Source organism: Pantoea sp. App145 (genome assembly GCF_047947045.1).
Taxonomy (GTDB): domain Bacteria; phylum Pseudomonadota; class Gammaproteobacteria; order Enterobacterales; family Enterobacteriaceae; genus Pantoea.
Genome location: NZ_CP133290.1, coordinates 1,948,943 through 1,966,653 on the forward strand (window position 1 = coordinate 1,948,943; position 17,711 = coordinate 1,966,653).

Sequence of the window (17,711 nt, forward strand, 5' to 3'; positions counted from 1 at the left end):
GGCCATTTCCGGGCTAACCGGAAGCGGTATCGATAATCATCGATCATCCTGATACCCGTCATACTTCGGGTATGGTGCAGCGCCCGAGCGCCGCGCCAACAGAATATACCCTATTTTATCTTGCGTCGGGTATTAATGCGTAATCAGGGTGCCTTCTTTTTCACCCATCACTACGCGGCGCAGTGCGCCAGGCTTGTTCATGTTGAAGACGCGGATTGGCAGCTGATGATCGCGAGCCAGCGTAAAGGCTGCCAGATCCATCACTTTCAGCTCTTTATCCAACACTTCGGCATAGCTCAGCTGTTCATACAGCGTTGCGTCCGGATTTTTAACCGGATCGGCAGAATAGACGCCATCGACTTTGGTCGCTTTCAGCACCACGTCCGCTTCAATTTCAATGCCACGCAGGCAGGCGGCTGAGTCGGTGGTAAAGAACGGGTTGCCAGTACCGGCAGAGAAAATCACAACACGGTTATTGCGCAGCAGGCTGATCGCTTCGGCCCAGCTGTAGTTATCACATACGCCATTCAGCGGAATCGCTGACATCAGACGCGCATTGACATAGGCACGGTGCAGCGCATCGCGCATCGCCAGGCCATTCATCACGGTAGCCAGCATACCCATATGGTCACCGACCACACGGTTCATACCCGCCTGCGCCAGGCCCGCGCCACGGAACAGGTTACCGCCACCAATAACCACACCTACCTGGATACCCAGCTCAACCAGCTCTTTCACCTCTTGCGCCATGCGGTCAAGCACACTCGCGTCAATACCAAAACCTTCGGCACCTTGCAGTGCTTCGCCACTCAGTTTTAGCAGGATACGTTGATATACAGGTTTTGCGTTGGTCGCCATGGTCAATTCTTCCTGGAAGATATGATGAAAAGGAGAAGTTAAATCTGATCAATCATCCGCTTAGCGAGAGAGAAAAGCTATTGGGAAGTGACTGAAAATGCGTCCGCAACAAAATGCAGACAAAAAAGAACCGCCTTCCGGCGGTTCTTTCGGACCAATTAAGACTGTTTGGACATTGCAGCAACTTCTGCTGCGAAGTCAGTCTCAACTTTCTCGATACCTTCACCCACTTCGAAGCGGATAAAGTTGATCACGTCTGCGCCTTTCTCTTTCAGAGCCTGGCCAACAGTTTTGCTCGGGTCGATAACGAAAGCCTGACCAGTCAGAGAAACTTCGCCGGTGAATTTCTTCATGCGGCCTTCAACCATTTTCTCTGCGATTTCTTTCGGCTTACCAGACTGCATGGCGATGTCCAGCTGAACCTGGTACTCTTTAGCCACCACGTCTTCAGACACGTCTTCCGGCTTAACGAATTCCGGCTTGCTTGCTGCAACGTGCATTGCAACCTGCTTGATCAGCTCTTCGTCTGCGCCTTTGGTAGAAACCAGAACGCCGATACGTGCGCCGTGCAGGTAGCTACCCAGCTCAGCACCTTCCAGAATCGCAACGCGACGGATGTTGATGTTCTCACCGATTTTCGCAACCAGTGCTACGCGTTCTTCTTCGAACTGCGCTTTCAGAACTTCAACGTCGGTCACTTTGCCAGCAGCTGCTGCGTCAATCACTTTGTCAGCAAATGCCTGGAAACCGGCATCTTTTGCGACGAAGTCGGTCTGGCAGTTAACTTCCAGGATCACAGCATAGCCGTCAGCGATCTTGGTTTTGATCACGCCATCAGCAGCAACGTTACCCGCTTTTTTCGCTGCTTTGATTGCGCCAGACTTACGCATGTTTTCGATGGCCAGTTCGATATCGCCATTCGCTTCAGTCAGCGCTTTTTTGCAGTCCATCATGCCAGCGGCAGTACGCTCGCGCAGTTCTTTTACCAGTGCAGCGGTAATTTCAGCCATTCCAGAATCCTCGATTCGTTTCTCAGTGTTTGCACACTGCCAGAAACTTGTTGCGGAAAATTTACTCTGCCCCGCTCACCTGACAGGTCAGCGTGACAAACTTGGATATAATAAAGGGGCCTGTGCGGCCCCCTTAACAGATTACATCTGATGTCTAAGGGCTCTGTGAAAGAGCAGACCTTATCAGGCGTTCTCTAAAGACGCGTCTTCAGCTTGCTCAGCCAGATCCTGTGAACGGCCTTCGCGCACGGTAGTGGCAACGGCAGTCAGGTACAGGCTTACAGCACGGATTGCATCGTCGTTACCCGGGATAACGAAATCAACGCCGTCCGGATCAGAGTTGGTATCAACGATAGCAAATACCGGAATACCCAGGTTGTTTGCTTCTTTGATTGCAATGTGCTCGTGGTCAGCATCAACAACGAACAGTGCATCCGGCAGACCGCCCATATCTTTGATACCGCCCAGGCTGTTTTCCAGCTTGGCCAGCTCACGAGCGCGCATCAGCGCTTCTTTTTTGGTCAGTTTGTCGAAAGTACCGTCCTGAGACTGAGTTTCCAGATCTTTCAGGCGTTTGATTGACTGACGAACGGTTTTCCAGTTGGTCAGCATGCCACCCAACCAGCGGTGGTTAACGAAGAACTGGTCGCAGCTCAGTGCAGACTCTTTTACCGCTTCGGCAGCAGCGCGCTTAGTACCGACGAACAGGATCTTACCTTTACGGGAAGAAATTTTGTTCAGCTCAGCCAGGGCTTCGTTGAACATCGGTACAGTTTTCTCAAGGTTGATGATGTGAACTTTGTTACGCGCACCGAAGATGAACGGCTTCATTTTCGGGTTCCAGTAACGGGTCTGGTGACCGAAGTGAACACCAGCCTTGAGCATGTCGCGCATGGAAACAGTTGCCATGATTACCTCTAAAGTTTGATTGGGGTTGGGCCTCCATGTATCCCATACAACCGACCTCTTACGAGGCACCCCGGCGTACGTGTCGATACATGTGTGTTTTAGTACACATAATGAGATTTATGCGTTTCCTGTCGGCCTGGCGGCTGACAGAGAATCGTCGGCGCGCTTTATACCATAATGCGCAGGAATACGCCAATAGTAGTTAGCGGGAAAAGGCTTAGTGTTTCCCGATTTGGCAGCCTAAATGCCTGCTGCTAACATGACTGCACAGAATTCAATTATCGTCGAAATTTTCGACAGCCGCGGATTAATTTAATGGCAATCTCAATCAAAACCCCTGAAGAAATCGAAAAAATGCGTGTTGCGGGCCGCCTGGCCGCTGAAGTGCTGGAAATGATTGCACCACACGTGGTACCGGGTATCTCTACCGGTGAACTGGACCGTCTCTGCCACGAGCACATCACCCAACAGCAGCAGGCCATTTCCGCCTGTCTCGGTTACCACGGTTTCCCGAAATCGGTGTGCATCTCAATCAATGAAGTGGTGTGTCACGGCATTCCCAGCGACGATCGCATCCTGAAAGATGGCGATGTCGTCAATATCGATGTCACGGTGATCAAAGATGAGTATCACGGCGACACCTCGAAAATGTTCATTGTTGGCAAGCCAACCATTCAGGGTGAACGCCTGTGCCGGGTCACGCAGGAAAGCCTGTATCTGGCGCTGCGTCTGGTAAAACCGGGCATTCGCCTGCGTGAACTGGGCCGTGCGATTCAGAAATACGTTGAAGCGCAGGATTTCTCCGTGGTGCGTGAATATTGCGGCCACGGCATTGGTAAAGGTTTCCATGAAGAACCGCAGGTGCTGCATTACGATGCTGATGACAGTGGCGTGGTGTTGCAGGCTGGCATGACCTTTACCGTCGAGCCGATGGTTAACGCCGGTGACTACCGCATCCGTACCATGAAGGATGGCTGGACCGTGAAAACCAAAGATCGCAGCTTGTCCGCGCAGTACGAGCATACTATTGTGGTGACGGAAAACGGCTGTGAGATTCTGACCCTGCGTGAAGACGACACCATTCCAGCGGTGCTGGAAAACGTAGCGTAAATCTCTTCCAATAATGACCTCGCCGACCACGTGTCGGCTTTTTTATGGCGTGCAGACGAGACGATGTCGATGAGTGGTAGCGTGACCGAAGCAGTACACAAGGGCCTGACCGATTCCCCTGCCGACTGGCCCGATGAAGCCTTAACCCGCGAGAACCTCAAACTCTATCTCGAACAATTTCAGCAACACATGGGCGTGGCATTTGATGCCGGGACCGATGTTGAATCGCTGATTGATGTGCGCACGCTGTTTATCGATCGGCTGTTGCGTCGCTTATGGCGCTTCTTTGGCTTTGATCAGATGAAAGAGATCGCTCTGCTGGCGGTCGGTGGTTATGGCCGTGGCGAATTGCATCCGCTGTCAGACATCGATGTGCTGATCCTCAGCCGTCGCCCGCTGGATGAGCAGGCAGCACAGCGCACCAGCCAACTGCTGACGCTGATGTGGGATCTCAAACTGGAAGTCGGTCATAGCGTCCGTACGCTGGAAGAGTGCCTGCTGGAAGGACTGTCGGATCTGACTGTCGCCACCAACCTGATTGAGTCGCGCATGCTGACCGGCGACGTGGCGCTGTTTCTCGAACTGCAAAAAAACATCTTTAGCGATGGCTTCTGGCCTTCGGCACGTTTCTTTGCCGCCAAAATTGAAGAACAACAGGAACGCCATAAGCGCTATCACGGCACCAGCTACAACCTGGAACCCGATATTAAAAGCAGCCCCGGCGGCTTGCGCGATATTCACACGCTGCAATGGGTGGCGCGCCGTCACTTTGGGGCCACCACGCTGGATGAAATGGTCGGTTTCGGTTTTCTCACTGAAGCTGAACGCAACGAACTGAATGAATGCCAGGAATTTCTCTGGCGTATCCGCTTTGCTTTGCATCTGACGTTAACGCGTTACGATAACCGGCTGTTGTTTGATCGCCAGTTAAACGTCGCCCAACGCCTTAACTACCTCGGCGAAGGTAATGAGCCGGTTGAGCGCATGATGAAGGACTTTTTCCGCGTCACGCGCCGTATTGGCGAACTGAATCAGATGCTGCTGCAATTGTTTGATGAAGCCATTCTCGGACTTTCCTCGACGGAAAAACCGCGCAGCATTGACGACGATTTCCAGCTGCGGGGCGATTTGATCGACCTGCGGGATCCGACGCTGTTCGATCGTGAGCCACAATCGATTATGCGTATGTTTTACGTAATGGTACGCAACGAGGACATTAAAGGCATCTATTCCACCACCTTGCGCCAGCTGCGTTATTCACGTCGTCACCTGAAACAACCGTTATGCCAGATCCCGGAAGCCCGCCAGACCTTTATGGCGATTCTGCGCCACCCCGGCGCTGTGAAGCGCGCGCTGTTGCCAATGCATCGCCATAGCGTGCTGTGGGCCTACACGCCGCTGTGGGGCAATATCGTCGGCCAGATGCAGTTTGACCTATTCCATGCCTACACCGTGGATGAACACACCATCCGCGTATTGCAGAAGCTGGAGAGCTTTGCCGACGAAGCCACCCGTCCGATGCATCCCATGTGTGTTGAACTCTGGCCACGTCTGCCACAACCGGAACTGCTGCTGATGGCGGCGCTGTTACATGACATCGCCAAAGGGCGCGGTGGTGACCATTCGATTCTGGGGGCGCAGGATGCGCTGGATTTTGCCGAACTGCATGGTCTCAATTCACGCGAAACCCAGCTGGTTGCCTGGCTGGTGCGCCACCATCTGTTGATGTCGGTAACGGCGCAGCGTCGTGATATTCAGGACCCCACCGTCATTCAGCAATTTGCTGAAGTGATGCAGAACGAAAACCGTCTGCGTTATCTGGTGTGCTTAACGGTAGCGGATATCTGCGCCACTAACGAAAGCCTGTGGAACAGCTGGAAGCAAAGCCTGCTGCGCGAACTGTTTTTTGCCACCGAAAAACAGCTGCGCCGCGGAATGGAAAACAGCCCGGACCTGCGCGAGCGCGTGCGCCATCATCGGTTGCAGGCGCTGGCCCTGCTGCGCATGGAAAACCTCGACGAAGAACGGTTGCAGCATATCTGGAGCCGCTGCCGTTCCGACTATTTCCTGCGCCATACCCCTAATCAGCTGGCATGGCATGCCCGCCATCTGATTAACCATGATTTGAGCAAACCACTGGTGCTGGTCAGCCCACAGGCCACCCGTGGCGGTACCGAAATTTTTATCTGGAGCCCGGATCGCCCTTATCTGTTCGCCGCAGTGGCAGGCGAGCTGGATCGGCGCAACCTTAGCGTGCACGACGCGCAGATCTTTACCAGCCGTGATGGCATGGCAATGGATACCTTTATCGTGCTGGAACCCGATGGCAGCCCGCTGGCCGCCGATCGTCATCCGATGATCATCCACGCGCTGGAACAGGCGATCGCGCAAACCGAGTGGGTGCCGCCGCGCGTGCGTCGCCAGTCATCACGCCTCAAGCACTTCAGCGTGGACACCGAAGTCAGCTTCCTGCCAACCCATACCGATCGCCGCAGCTATCTGGAATTGATCGCGCTCGATCAGCCTGGCCTGTTGGCGCGGGTAGGTGAAGTCTTTGCCGATTTAGGCGTCTCGCTACATGGCGCACGCATCAGTACAATTGGTGAGCGGGTTGAGGATCTTTTCATCCTGGCGAACAGCGAGCGACGCGCGCTTGATGTCGAAATGCGCAATGTGTTGCAACAACGGTTGACAGAGGCCCTTAATCCAAACGATAAAGTGTGACCGCAATCGATTTATTATCCCTTTTTTCTGTGCCAGCGTGACGCTGGCACCCGTATGACAGACTCAGGAAATTATCATGCAACAGTTACAGAGCGTTATTGAATCTGCCTTTGAGCGCCGCGCCGACATCACGCCAGCCAGCGTGGACAGCGCCACTCGTGAAGCCATCAACCAGGTCATCGGTCTGCTGGACAGCGGTGAACTGCGCGTGTCTGAAAAGATCAACGGTGAGTGGGTAACGCATCAGTGGCTGAAGAAAGCAGTGCTGCTGTCGTTCCGCATCAACGACAACCAGGTGATGGAAGGCGCAGAAACCCGTTTCTACGACAAAGTACCGATGAAATTCGCTAACTGGGACGAAGCACGCTTCAAAAAAGAAGGCTTCCGCGTTGTTCCTCCGGCAGCGGTACGTCAGGGTGCATTTATTGCGCGCAACACCGTGCTGATGCCGTCTTACGTTAACATCGGCGCTTACGTTGATGAAGGTTCAATGGTCGATACCTGGGCAACCGTCGGTTCCTGTGCGCAGATCGGTAAAAACGTTCACCTGTCCGGCGGCGTCGGCATCGGTGGCGTACTGGAGCCGCTGCAGGCTAACCCGACCATCATCGAAGACAACTGCTTTATCGGCGCACGTTCAGAAATCGTTGAAGGCGTGATCGTTGAAGAAGGTTCCGTGATCTCCATGGGCGTCTACATCGGCCAGAGCACCAAAATTTATGACCGTGAAACCGGCGAAGTTCATTATGGCCGTGTACCGGCGGGTTCTGTGGTGGTTTCAGGTAACCTGCCTTCTAAAGACGGCAGCTACAGCCTGTACTGCGCAGTTATCGTGAAGAAAGTTGATGCGAAAACCCGTGGCAAAGTCGGTATCAATGAGCTGCTGCGCACCATTGACTAAGGCGAATTTGCCTTAAATAAACTTATCCGACGGGCCTGTATTCAGGCCCGTAATTTTTTCTTTACACATCCCACCTGACAACCTGTTTCTCACCGCGAATTAACAAGTGCGTTTGTTTTTCAAACAGGTCATAATCCGCGCCAGTTAACTCAGGCCGCGCAATGTTCATCCCGGTTTTTTATGTCTACAGTTGTTTAAGCTGGTTGCTGCGTTTCAGCTGCATCCTGAATGATGATGGTCCTGCGCGCTCCCCCACTTTTGATGGAATATAAAGCTATGTACGACAACCTGAAAAGCTTAGGTATCAGCAACCCTGACGACATTGACCGCTACAGCCTGCGTCAGGAAGCCAATAACGACATCCTGAAAATCTACTTCCGCAAAGACAAAGGTGAGTTCTTCGCCAAAAGCGTGAAGTTCAAATACCCGCGTCAACGCAAAACCGTTGTGGCCGACCACAGCAGCCAGGGATACAAAGAAGTTCAGGAAATCAGCCCTAACCTGCGTTATGTGATTGATGAGCTGGATCAGATTTGCCAGCGCGATCAGGTTGAAGTCGATCTGAAACGCAAAATCCTTGATGACCTGCGCCATCTGGAAAACGTGGTGTCGAACAAGATTGCCGAGATCGAATCTGACCTCGATAAACTGACCCGCAGCGGTCGTTAATACTTTCTTCCTGCTCTGCTCAGGCCAGCTAATGCTGGCCTTTTTTCTGCGCATAAGGCAGTGAAAACAGCCAGGTATCTCGCTGTGCCTGTTGCACTGCGCCACCCGATGCCGTCCAGTCTGCCTGAGCAATGCGCTGCCGCCAGCGTGATTGCTGCAAACTGTTATCCGCCAGTGACAGTAAAGGAATCAGCCGCACGCTGACACGATCGCGATTTTTCCACGGCCATACTTTGGCCGGATCGCTGTAAGGGGCCATAGTTGCCAGCGCTGCAAGCAACGATCCGCCCTGCGGGTTCTGGTAATGCCAGAGATCGCCGAAGCCGCTTCGTTGTGCCAGCCAGGCAAGGTTACTGAGTGCCTGCAGATTAAAATAGCTGTAATGAAAGGATCGCGTGCGCGCCAGTTCCGCCGGTTGCGTACCATCAGCCCGAATTTGTTGGTCGATCTTACTGCGCGCCAGCGTCACCATCGCCTGCACCGTCGCGCGATCGCCAAGATACCAGGCGATGCCCGCCACCTGCGTACAGTACCAGCTGCCATGGTTGTTAGCCGCCGCAGCCTCCTGTTGCGCCAGCGGACTCTGTTGCAGCCAGTGCAGATAGGCATGAAACCACTGCTGCACGCCCTGCTCATCCGCACGTTTCCAGCCCGGCGCTCCGCGCAACAACGTCAGCGCATCCACCACCCGGGTGGCGAAATAACGCCCATCCAGCACCCCGGTATGACGCCCCTGCGCCACACCCGGCACCCCCTGGGCAAAATTGAGGTTAGGATTCATGCGGCTGGCGGGATCAATGAACCAATGCCGCGCCATCGACTGCGCTTTATCGGCATAACGCTGCTCACCCGAGAAGTACCAGGCGAGGGTCAATACCTGCAAATCGGCGGTAAAACGCGCCAGCCGGACACCATCGCTTTGATCGTTTTTGCTGGCAGGATTGACCACCCCATCGCGTCGCTGCCACGGCAAACCTGTCGGATGCGTGTCGTCTGGCCACCAATAGGCGCTCAAACTGAGATAATCATGCTTTGAACCGCTCGGTGGCAACAGCCCTTTATCGGTGACGCTCGGGTCCGGATGTTTCAGCGCCTGTTGCGCTTCCCGCTGCAATTGCTGCCAGGCGGCAAGGGTTGGCGCTGCGGCAGTCTGCTGCACCAGCTGTTGCCTGACCTGTTGTAAATCGGTCAGGGAGAGAAAGGCCAGCTCAGTCGCCAGACCAAAACCGCTGTACAGCCACAATAGCGATGTCAGTACCGCAGCCAGTTTCATCAGGTCTGCTCATCCAGTTGCAGTGCCACATACAGCAGCAGGCGATCGTCAAAGTTGCCCAAATCCAGACCGGTCAGTTCCGAGATACGGTTCAAACGGTATTCGAGCGTGTTGCGGTGGATAAACAACGCGCGTGCCGTGGCGCTCGGCTGCACATTATGTGTGAACCAGGCGATCAGGGTCCGGCGCAGCAGACCGTTGTTATCCATATTTTTTAATTTCGCCAGCGGCCGGGCCAGCTCATTCGCCTGCCAGCCACCACGTAAACTGTCGAGCAGCACCGGCAGCACCAAATCCTGATAAAAATAGCTACGCTGCTCCGGCATACGCTGCTTGCCCACCATCATGGTAGTGCGGGCAGTACGATAGGATCGCGCGATGCTGCCAGGCCCGGTGAAGTAGTTGCCCAGCGCAATACGCATGCGCAGATGGCCACTCTCTTTCATCCGATGCAACAGTTGTTCGACCCGGCGGCGATGATCGTCCTGATCGTAACGGCCATGCGCATTCAGCGCAGGCTTTAACACCACCATTTCAGTCAGTGAAACGATAGCGATCAGGTTATCGCGCTCAGGTGTGGTCAGCAGCGTTTGCAGTTGCTGCAATTCCGACATGGCGCTATCCACGCCCAACTGGCCACTATCCACCTCCACCACCGCCACAACGCGTGGCTGATTAAGGTCAATACCCAGTCGCTGTGCCCATTCACTCAACGCCGGTGACAGGCTTTCGCTCCGCACCAGATTAAGCACCAGCTCTTCACGCAGACGGCTATCCTGCGCCAGCATATGCAGCAAACGTGCCTGTTCCAGCATCATTTCAGCCGTCATGCAAACCAGCTCGCCGTAATGACGCAGTGCGACCGGCTGCCCGGTCAGGCCGATTACGCCGACGATTTCGCCATCAATACGTAACGGCAGATTAATACCAGGGCGGACGCCATGCAGATGTCGGGCGACTGCCTCATCAATGTCCACCACCCTGCCCTGCGACAGTACCAGCAGTGCACCTTCGTGCAATTCGCCAATACGTTCGCGATCTCCACTGCCAATAATGCGGCCACGGGCATCCATCACGTTGACATTGCTGTCAATAATTTTCATGGTGCGGGCAACAATGTCCTGTGCCAGGCGCGCATCGAGATGATAGGTGGCCATCAATCACTCCGGAAAAAAGACGAGAAGACAGAATACGCGCCCATCAGACAGCTGACATTGTGCAAATGCACATAGCCGCAGGGATAATGCGGGAATTGCGGCGGAGGTCACATCTGTAACCACAAAAAAAGGCGGACCGAAGTCCGCCTTGAGTTAACGCTACAGAGATTACTGCATCAGGAGGTACAGGCTGCTGTCGCCGCGCTGTACATTCAACGCCAGAACCGACGGTTTGGTGTCGAGGATCTTGCGTAATTCGCCCAGATTCGCCACGCTCTGCTGGTTCACGCCGAGGATCACATCGCCTTTTTTCAGGCCAATGCGCGCCGCCGCACTCCCCGCTTTCACGCTATCGACACGCACGCCTTTCTGGCCGTTGCTGTCGACATTGCTCAGGTCAGCACCTTCAATACCAGTGTAGATCGTGGCTGACTGCACTTTATCCTGGGTGCTCTGCTGCAACTCGACGGTGACACTCACCGGTTTGCCGTCACGCAGCAGACCCAGTTGCAGTTTGGTGCCGACCGGCAGCGAACCGACTTCCGCACGCAGTGCTGAGAAGCTGGTCAGCGGTTTACCGTTCATGGAAACAACGACGTCACCCGCTTTGATACCGGCTTTCGCCGCCGCTGAATTTGGCAGTACCTGGCTGACGAAGGCCCCGCGCTGCGCATCGACTTTCATCGCTTTTGCCAGCTCGGAGTTCAGCTCGGTACCCATAATACCCAGCTCGCCGCGTTTCACCTGGCCGTATTCCACCATCTGCGCGCTGAGGTTTTTCACCATGTTACTCGGGATAGCAAAACCGATACCGATGTTGCCGCCGTCCGGTGCCAGAATCGCGGTATTGATACCGATCAGCTCACCGTTAAGGTTCACCAGTGCCCCCCCCGAGTTACCCCGGTTGATCGCGGCATCCGTCTGGATGAAGTTTTCATAGTTTTCGACATTCAGGCCACTACGACCCAGCGCCGAAACAATGCCCGAGGTGACGGTTTCGCCGAGGCCATACGGGTTACCGATGGCGACGGTGTAATCACCCACGCGCAGGTTGTCAGAATCGGCAATCTTAATCGCCGTCAGGTTTTTCGCGTCTTGCAGCTGAATCAACGCAATATCCGACTGCGGGTCTTTACCGATCACCTTCGCGTCGTAGCGACGGCCATCGCTCAGCTGCACCTGGATTTTCGTCGCGTTTTCAACCACATGGTTGTTGGTAACCACGTAGCCTTTATCCGCATTGATCACCACGCCAGAGCCCAGCGCACGGAATTTCTCCTGCTGCGTGTCGCTACCGCCGCCACTGTTATCGCCGCCACCGCCCTGACACATCGGTGAACTCTGGAACGGCGAACCGTCCTGGCAGAACGGCGAGTTATCACCAAAGAACTGCTGGAATTGCTGCGGCATACGCGGGGTCTTCACCGTCGTACTACCTTCCACGCTGATACTCACCACGGAAGGCATCACTTTTTCCAGCATTGGTGCAAGGCTTGGCAGCTGTTGACTGGAGGAGGAAGCTGTCTCCGCCGCGAAAACACTGACAGGGCTGAACGCCATGCCCAGACTAAGTGCCAGCGCACTTAACGTTAATGTGCTTTTTTTCATTCATCTGTGTCTCATATAAGATTTACGTCCGGACCATTGCTGTGGTCGTGATGATGAGATTAAATTGTAAACGCGAAGTTCCTGATAAAGTTTTGGGTAAAAGTAAAAAATTATTCCTCTTCTTTACAAAACTTCGCTTATTCCACCGCCATCAAACGACGGTACTCATCCCAGGCATAAAGATCGGTCATACCACTGATATAGTCCTGAATAAGACGTGAACGATAATAGCGTTCCCACAGCAGGCGCTCATATTTATGTTCGACGATCAAGGCACGCATTGATTGCTGATACGCTTTGCGATGTTTGCCAGAAAGTTTATGAAACAGACGCGTTTCAATTGGGTGTCTGGCTAAGAAATCATCATTCATCAGCGTGGTGAACTGTTCATAATCCAGCTGCATTAATGACTGATAAATTTCCAGTAATCCTTTAATCACACGATAGCCTTGTAATTCCAGCTGTTCAACTTCCGGATGATTAAACACTTGCTGGCGAGCAACCGTCTTAAATAACATCAGCAGACGCCCCTCTTCACCATCATCTTCCAGCAAGGCGTGGTTAAAATTACCTGTAAAAATAGCCGGTAAGTTATCGATAAAGCGCCGTACCGCATGGCTGACTAACACATTTTGTACGTTGACGCGCAACGACATAAAAAACTGATCGCCTTTAGTACGCCATTTTTTCTGACAGGCGTCTTTCCAGGCCTCACCGATAGTACGGCTGAACGCATCCCCCGGTTTCACCACACCCCAGGCTTTCGACAAATAATCATATAAGGTATCAACATTGAAGATGTCTTTCTCTACTGCGTCATCAAGATCGGCGATGCAATAAGAGATATCATCGGCAGCTTCCATTATCCAGGTCAGCGGATAACGATGATGTTCTTTTATATCGGTCGCCACGCGAAGATTAGCGACATATTCCCGCTCTGATAAATAAAAACCCGGCTTTTTCATTAATACGCTGAACTCAGCCGGTTTATCTCCCTGCCACCAGGCGGGGGCGGTATATTTCAAAATACAGGCCACCTGAGCATAACTGAGGTTCAGTTGCAGCAAGGTATGGACCATGCGAATCGCCTGGGCATTGCCCTCGAAGTGGCACAAATCCTGACGAATCATTGCATTCAGCTGGTCAAAAGCGACCCGTTGCTCATCATCTTCGACACCCGCCACCAGCGGATCAACCAGTTCAGCAGGCAAATTGTCATCGAACCAGTCATTGATCGCCGCCTCACCGAAGTGACCAAAAGGCGGATTTCCCACATCGTGCAGCAGGCAAGCCATCTCGATCAGACTTTCAAATGCGCCTTCCAGTTCATCCAGGCCGTATTTCGCCAGCCCACCCCCCTGCGTTTTCAGGGTTTGCAGGATCTCTTTAGCGATATAGCGCCCGGTTTGCTGCACTTCCAGCGAATGGGTCAGACGCGAGCGCACTGCCGCATTGCGCTCCAGCGGAAAGACCTGGGTTTTTTGTTGCAGGCGGCGGATCGCGGCGGAATTAATAATGCGTCCGCGATCGCTCTCAAAATGACGGGTAATAAAGTATTCCCCTTCGGGATCTTTGCGGCTGGTATAGGGTCGGGTGAAGCTGATCTTCTTCCTGAAATTGATCGTCGCCATAATTACCCCTTATTTTTTCGTGAATTCTTCCTCTGACAGCCATGTTAGACTATGCCTCACTTTTGCCGTTTACATCCACAACATTAGCGAGACTCTTTTATGAAAGCAGGCATTATTGGCGCGATGGAGCAGGAAGTTACCCTGCTGCGTGACAAAATTGAAAACCGTCAGACGCTGACGCTGGCCGGGTGCGAAATTTACACTGGCACGCTGAACGGTGTTGAGGTTGCCCTGCTGAAATCGGGCATTGGTAAAACCGCAGCGGCCCTCGGCACCACGCTGCTGCTGCAACTCTGCAAGCCAGATGTGGTGATCAACACCGGATCGGCCGGTGGTCTGGCCCCGACCCTGAAAGTCGGCGATATCGTGGTTTCTGACGAAGTGCGTTATCACGATGCCGATGTGACCGCTTTTGGTTACGAGCCAGGTCAGATGGCCGGTTGCCCGGCGGCTTTCGTGGCCGACGAAAAACTGACCGCTGCGGCTGAGCAGGTGATCAAACAGCTGGATCTCAACGCGGTGCGTGGCCTGGTGGTCAGTGGCGACGCCTTTATTAATGGTGCCGCACCGCTGGCACGCATTCGCAGCACCTTCCCGCAGGCGATTGCCGTCGAAATGGAAGCCACCGCGATCGGTCACGTATGCCACCAATTCAAGGTGCCTTTCGTGGTGGTTCGCGCCATCTCTGATGTCGCCGATCAGGAGTCGCATCTCAGCTTTGATGAATTCCTCAGCGTTGCCGCGAAGCAATCTTCCCTGATGGTGGAAAACCTGCTGGCGCAGCTGGCGCGTGGCTAAATCGTTCTGGCTGGCCGGGCTGCTGCTGTTTTGCAGCAGCCTGCTGGCTGCCCCGCCGCGTGTTATTACCCTCGCCCCACATCTGACGGAACTGGCATTCGCTGCCGGTATTACCCCGGTGGCGGTAAGCGCCTGGTCTGATTACCCGGCCAGCGCCAAATCACTGGAGCAGGTGGCAAACTGGCAGGGCATCCGCATTGAACGCATTGTGCAACTCAAGCCGGATGTGGTGCTGGCGTGGCGTGGTGGTAATCCGCAGCGGCAAATTGATCAACTGCAACGCTTAGGCATTAAGGTGGAGTGGATCGATCCACAAACCCTTGATCAGATGATTGATGCGCTGGCGGCACTGCAACGCTGGAGTCCACATCCGCAGCAGGCGCGCGATGCTGCTCAGGCACTGCGCAGCCAGGAAGCGCAGTTGCGTCAGCAGTATCAGGCGCAGAAGCCTGTGCGGGTGTTTTTGCAGTTTGGTCAGCAGCCGCTGTTCACCGCCGCGCGCAACACATTGCAAAATGAAGTGATCGAATTGTGCGGAGGCCGTAATATCTTTGCCGATAGCACGGTGAGCTGGCCGCAGGTCAGCCGCGAACAAGTCCTGGCGCGCCATCCCCAGGCGATTGTGATGGGCGGTACGGCCGCACAGGCCAGTGCTATCGGGCAGTTCTGGCAACCGCAGTTATCGGTGCCAGTGATTGCGCTTAATGATGACTGGCTAAGCAGGCCGGGTCCACGTCTGCTGCTGGCGGCGCAACAGCTGTGCACAGCACTGCATGCGGCGAAAATCAGTACCAAAAACGATTAAAGAATCAGCAAAGATTGTCGTTAATCAGGTAACAAAGCACAGCGGCCATGTATGCTCTGTGCCCTTTTTGCGCTAAGCGCAATTTTAAAAACACCAGGAAATCAATATGACCAGAGCTCTGCTGCTGGCCATAGGGCTTGTGATCGCTGTACCCATCGGTGCAGCCACCACCACCGGCTCTATCGTCGCTACGCTGACTATTTTCTCCCGCTGTGATATTTCACGCCCCGGCATTCAATCGCTGCCTGCGGTGGATTGTGGTCGTCATTTCAGCGCCCAGCCACGTATCACGCAAAGCACAATGCCGCGCGATGCGATGCGCCACGAAACGTCACGATTAGTTACGATAGAGTGGTAACAGGCCGCCAGAACGGCGGCCTGATAAATCAGATACTGAAGGAAGAACCGCAACCGCAGGTGGTTTTGGCATTCGGGTTGGTCACGATAAAGCGTGAGCCTTCCAGCCCTTCGGTGTAGTCAACCGAACCACCCACCAGATATTGCAGGCTCATCGGATCCACCACCAGCGCCACGCCTTGTTTCTCGATGGTCATGTCGCCGTCATTCATTTGATCGTCAAAAGTGAAACCGTACTGGAAGCCGCTACAGCCGCCGCCGGTGATGTAAACACGCAATTTCAGATCCGGGTTTTCTTCATCCGCGATCAGATTTTTCACTTTTTTGGCTGCTGCATCGGTGAATTGCAAAGGCAGTGCTGCTACATCGTCACTCATGTTTTACTCCGGGTAAACGTCCAGGTCAGAAAACGACCTCAATCACGCTATTATCTGCCAGCCGCTGAGTGCAATCAAGTCTTGCCCTTCGCACTGCGTGCCGCCTGTTATGCTTTAAAGTATAGCCACATGGCGGCTTTAGCGCCCGGGTGCCTTTCACCTGACCGCTATCTTCCCGTAGAATGGCGCGAGTTTTTCTAAGACACAGCCGGAGCTGAAGAATGAGTAAGTCAGAAAACCTGTATGCCGAAGCACAGCGCCTGATCCCTGGCGGTGTGAACTCCCCGGTACGTGCGTTTACCGGTGTGGGCGGCGTGCCGCTGTTCATTGAACGCGCTGATGGCGCTTACCTGTATGATGCCGACGGCAAAGCCTATATCGACTATGTCGGATCATGGGGTCCGATGGTGCTCGGTCACAACAACGCCACCATCCGTAACGCGGTGATTGAAGCGGCCTCGCGTGGCCTGAGCTTTGGTGCACCGACCGAGATGGAAGTCAAAATGGCGCAGCTGGTTTGCGAGCTGGTGCCGAGCATGGATATGGTGCGCATGGTCAACTCCGGCACCGAAGCCACCATGAGCGCGATTCGTCTGGCGCGTGGTTTCACCCATCGCGACAAGATCATCAAGTTTGAAGGCTGCTACCACGGCCATGCCGACTGCCTGCTGGTGAAAGCCGGTTCCGGCGCACTGACCCTCGGCCAGCCGAACTCCCCAGGCGTTCCAGCTGATTTCGCCAAACATACCCTGACCTGTACTTACAACGATTTGTCCACCGTGCGCAGCGCGTTCGAGCAGTATCCTGAGGATATCGCCTGCATCATCGTCGAGCCGGTAGCGGGTAACATGAACTGCATTCCACCGCAGCCGGATTTCCTGCCAGGCCTGCGTGCGTTGTGCGATGAGTTTGGCGCGCTACTGATTATTGACGAAGTGATGACCGGTTTCCGTGTCGCTCTCGGCGGTGCTCAGGCGTATTACGATGTCACCCCGGATCTGACCTGCCTCGGTAAAATCATCGGCGGCGGTATGCCGGTGGGTGCCTTTGGTGGCCGTCGTGATGTGATGGCAGCACTGGCACCGACGGGTCCGGTGTACCAGGCGGGAACCCTGTCCGGCAACCCCATTGCCATGGCGGCAGGTTTTGCCTGCCTGTCGCAAATTGCTCAGCCTGGCACCCATGAAACCCTGACCGAGCTGACCACCCAGTTGTCAGAAGGTCTGCTGGCGGCGGCCAAAGAGGAAAACATCCCGCTGGTGATTAACCATGTGGGCGGCATGTTTGGCCTGTTCTTTACCGCAGCCGACAGCGTGACCTGCTATCAGGACGTCACGCAGTGCGATGTGGAGCGCTTCAAACGTTTCTTCCACCTGATGCTGGAAGAAGGCGTCTACCTGGCGCCTTCCGCGTTCGAAGCAGGCTTTATGTCGCTGGCGCACAGCCAGGAAGATATTCAGCGCACCATTGATGCCGCACGCCGCTGCTTCGCGCAGCTGTAATCAAGCAGGGCACCGTTCGGTG

Annotated in this window: 16 protein-coding genes; 8 read left to right on the plus strand and 8 right to left on the minus strand. The window is 54.4% G+C overall.

What is annotated here, in order from left to right:
• Positions 1 to 132: 132 nt before the first annotated feature.
• From pyrH to rpsB, 3 genes are all read right to left on the minus strand, one after another.
• Positions 133 to 858: a UMP kinase gene (pyrH, locus tag RCF31_RS09015; protein WP_084872843.1), complete on the minus strand. Its 726-nt coding sequence runs from the start codon at positions 856 to 858 to the stop codon at positions 133 to 135.
• A gap of 158 nt (positions 859 to 1,016) precedes the next feature.
• Positions 1,017 to 1,868 carry a translation elongation factor Ts gene (gene tsf, locus RCF31_RS09020; RefSeq protein ID WP_299457321.1) on the minus strand — a complete coding sequence of 284 codons (852 nt, stop codon included), beginning with the start codon at positions 1,866 to 1,868 and terminating at the stop codon, positions 1,017 to 1,019.
• A gap of 183 nt (positions 1,869 to 2,051) precedes the next feature.
• Positions 2,052 to 2,777: a 30S ribosomal protein S2 gene (rpsB, locus tag RCF31_RS09025; protein ID WP_013507942.1), complete on the minus strand. Its 726-nt coding sequence runs from the start codon at positions 2,775 to 2,777 to the stop codon at positions 2,052 to 2,054.
• A gap of 315 nt (positions 2,778 to 3,092) precedes the next feature.
• Here rpsB and map point away from each other — a divergent pair, with 315 nt between their 5' ends.
• The 4 genes from map to RCF31_RS09045 all read left to right on the plus strand — a co-directional run bounded on the left by map (position 3,093) and on the right by RCF31_RS09045 (position 8,181).
• A complete protein-coding gene (gene map / locus RCF31_RS09030; RefSeq protein WP_299457323.1) occupies positions 3,093 to 3,887 on the plus strand; it encodes a type I methionyl aminopeptidase in 795 nt (264 codons plus the stop codon).
• A 69-nt stretch (positions 3,888 to 3,956) separates the two neighbouring features.
• Positions 3,957 to 6,611, plus strand: a complete 2,655-nt coding sequence (glnD, locus tag RCF31_RS09035) for a bifunctional uridylyltransferase/uridylyl-removing protein GlnD (protein WP_299458302.1) — start codon at positions 3,957 to 3,959, stop codon at positions 6,609 to 6,611.
• Between the two features lie 76 nt (positions 6,612 to 6,687).
• Positions 6,688 to 7,512, plus strand: a complete 825-nt coding sequence (gene dapD, locus RCF31_RS09040) for a 2,3,4,5-tetrahydropyridine-2,6-dicarboxylate N-succinyltransferase (protein ID WP_084872838.1) — start codon at positions 6,688 to 6,690, stop codon at positions 7,510 to 7,512.
• Between the two features lie 276 nt (positions 7,513 to 7,788).
• On the plus strand, positions 7,789 to 8,181 hold the full coding sequence (locus tag RCF31_RS09045) for a DUF3461 family protein (RefSeq protein ID WP_084872836.1): 393 nt from the start codon (positions 7,789 to 7,791) through the stop codon (positions 8,179 to 8,181).
• A gap of 28 nt (positions 8,182 to 8,209) precedes the next feature.
• Here RCF31_RS09045 and RCF31_RS09050 read toward each other — a convergent pair whose 3' ends face one another.
• The 4 genes from RCF31_RS09050 to dgt form a co-directional block, all read right to left on the minus strand.
• Positions 8,210 to 9,454, minus strand: coding sequence for an alginate lyase family protein (locus RCF31_RS09050; RefSeq protein WP_416413102.1), 1,245 nt, complete (start codon positions 9,452 to 9,454; stop codon positions 8,210 to 8,212).
• A complete protein-coding gene (locus RCF31_RS09055; protein ID WP_084872832.1) occupies positions 9,454 to 10,611 on the minus strand; it encodes a CdaR family transcriptional regulator in 1,158 nt (385 codons plus the stop codon). The genes RCF31_RS09050 and RCF31_RS09055 overlap by 1 nt, the downstream gene beginning before the upstream one ends.
• 168 nt (positions 10,612 to 10,779) lie before the next feature.
• Complete coding sequence (gene degP, locus RCF31_RS09060) at positions 10,780 to 12,219, minus strand: serine endoprotease DegP (RefSeq protein ID WP_299457330.1); 1,440 nt, start codon at positions 12,217 to 12,219, stop codon at positions 10,780 to 10,782.
• Between the two features lie 137 nt (positions 12,220 to 12,356).
• Positions 12,357 to 13,850, minus strand: a complete 1,494-nt coding sequence (dgt, locus tag RCF31_RS09065) for a dGTPase (RefSeq protein ID WP_416413104.1) — start codon at positions 13,848 to 13,850, stop codon at positions 12,357 to 12,359.
• A 99-nt stretch (positions 13,851 to 13,949) separates the two neighbouring features.
• On the opposite strand from dgt, the gene mtnN reads away from it, so the two are divergent.
• From mtnN to RCF31_RS09080, 3 genes are all read left to right on the plus strand, one after another.
• On the plus strand, positions 13,950 to 14,648 hold the full coding sequence (gene mtnN / locus RCF31_RS09070) for a 5'-methylthioadenosine/S-adenosylhomocysteine nucleosidase (protein WP_416413105.1): 699 nt from the start codon (positions 13,950 to 13,952) through the stop codon (positions 14,646 to 14,648).
• Positions 14,641 to 15,453, plus strand: a complete 813-nt coding sequence (gene btuF / locus RCF31_RS09075) for a vitamin B12 ABC transporter substrate-binding protein BtuF (protein ID WP_299457337.1) — start codon at positions 14,641 to 14,643, stop codon at positions 15,451 to 15,453. The genes mtnN and btuF overlap by 8 nt, the downstream gene beginning before the upstream one ends.
• Positions 15,454 to 15,559: 106 nt before the next feature.
• Positions 15,560 to 15,811 (plus strand): hypothetical protein, encoded by a 252-nt coding sequence (locus tag RCF31_RS09080; protein ID WP_299457340.1) that lies wholly within the window; start codon positions 15,560 to 15,562, stop codon positions 15,809 to 15,811.
• Between the two features lie 28 nt (positions 15,812 to 15,839).
• Here RCF31_RS09080 and erpA read toward each other — a convergent pair whose 3' ends face one another.
• Entirely contained in the window at positions 15,840 to 16,187 is a 348-nt protein-coding gene (gene erpA, locus RCF31_RS09085; RefSeq protein ID WP_084872819.1) for an iron-sulfur cluster insertion protein ErpA, read from the minus strand.
• Between the two features lie 221 nt (positions 16,188 to 16,408).
• Here erpA and hemL point away from each other — a divergent pair, with 221 nt between their 5' ends.
• The gene (gene hemL / locus RCF31_RS09090) at positions 16,409 to 17,689 is read left to right on the plus strand and encodes a glutamate-1-semialdehyde 2,1-aminomutase (RefSeq protein ID WP_084872817.1); all 1,281 of its coding nucleotides are present in this window, start codon (positions 16,409 to 16,411) and stop codon (positions 17,687 to 17,689) included.
• Positions 17,690 to 17,711: the final 22 nt, after the last annotated feature.